General features: G+C 67.3%; 1 protein-coding gene. It reads left to right on the forward strand.

Annotation, left to right across the window (positions count from 1 at the left end; all coding sequences use genetic code 11):
- Positions 1-162: 162 nt before the first annotated feature.
- Positions 163-1518 (forward strand): IS4 family transposase, encoded by a 1356-nt coding sequence (locus ACH4S8_RS45110; RefSeq protein ID WP_398405181.1) that lies wholly within the window; start codon positions 163-165, stop codon positions 1516-1518.
- Positions 1519-1554: the final 36 nt, after the last annotated feature.

Raw genomic sequence — 1554 nt, forward strand, 5'->3', positions numbered from 1 at the left:
GCAACACCATTGCGTTAAGGCTGTGGGTGGGTCTGTCAAGTGGGCGAACGAGAGGGCGGGACCCCGGGTAGGTCCCTTGGTGTCGAGCCAGGGACGAGCGACCCGGAGGTCCCGTTGTTAGCGAAGTCTGCCAGCGCCCGGTGCACAGCGACAGATCCGGACGTGTACGCGCCCGGCCATGTCGGTGAGCTGACCCAGATCATCGATCCCGCCCTCGTCGATGCGGTCATCGAGGAGACGGCGGCACGGGAACAGCGGCTGCGTCTGCTGCCGGCGCGTGTTGTGGTGTATTTCGTCCTCGCGCTGGCCTTCTTCGAGCGGTCCTCCTACCAGGCGGTCTGGGGCAAGCTCACCGCGGGCCTCGGACACACGGCCGTGGCACAGCCGTGCGCCTCGTCCCTGTCGCGTGCCCGCCGCAGGCTGGGCGTCGCTCCGCTGCGTGCCTTGTTCACGGTCCTGGCGGGGCCGGTGGCCACCCCAGCCCAGTCCTGCGCCTTCTACCGCGGGCGGCGCGTGGTCGCCATCGACGGCACCACGCTGAACGCCCCCGACGAGGCGGCGGTGACCTGGCGCTACCCCAAGCACATCGGCCCCGTAATCGAATTCGGCTACCCGATCGTGCGCCTGGTGGCCCTGGTCGAGTGCGGCACCCGGGCCCTTCTCGACGCGGTCTTCGGCCCTGACCGGACCGGGGAGATCTCCTACGCCCACCGCCTGCTGGGCCGTCTGGACTCCTCGATGCTGCTACTGGCCGATGCCTACTACGACGCGGTCGGCTTCCTGATCGCGGTCTCCGACACCGGTGCGGTCTTCCTGCTGCGTTCCACCCGCAAGCGACGCCCGACCATCCGTCACCCGCTGCCCGACGGCTCCTACCGGACCTTCATCCAGTCCAACAACTACCGGGCAGGCCACGGATACGGACAGCGCCTGGAGGTGCGGGTGATCGAAGCATGGGTGACCGTCACTCTCTCCGACGGGACCCGGCGCACCGAACTGTGGCGCCTGCTCACCACGCTCCTGGATGCCGAACACCACCCGGCCACGGAACTGATCGAGCTCTACCACCGGCGGTGGCAGGCGGAGACCTGCTATTTCTCCCTGAAATCCACCATCCTCGACGGACGCGTCCTGCGCTCACGGACAGTCCCCGGTCTCGAGCAGGAGATCTATGCCCTGCTGACCGTCTACCAGGCCCTGATCCGGATGGCCGGCGACCTCACCACCGCACACCCTCACCTGCCGCCACGGCAGGTGAGCTTCACTGTCCTGCTGCAGGCTGCCGCCGACCAGATCGTCACCGGCAACGGCATCACCGCGACCGAGCCGGTATCACTGGTCGGCGCGATCGGCCGCGCCGCCCTGGCGAACCTGATCCCGCAGCAACGCCGGTGGCGGGTGAAATCACGGATGCTGAAGAGGCACAGCAAGTACCCCTTCAACCGGAACCGCCACCCACAAACAGCCCAGAAATACACCATCCACACCGAAGTGATCCCCGACGGATGGACCCCTTGACAGCAACGCCATCCTCCAAAAGCAATGGTGTTGCAC

Origin of the sequence: Streptomyces sp. NPDC021080, assembly GCF_044333225.1 — a bacterium.
Lineage (GTDB): Bacteria > Actinomycetota > Actinomycetes > Streptomycetales > Streptomycetaceae > Streptomyces.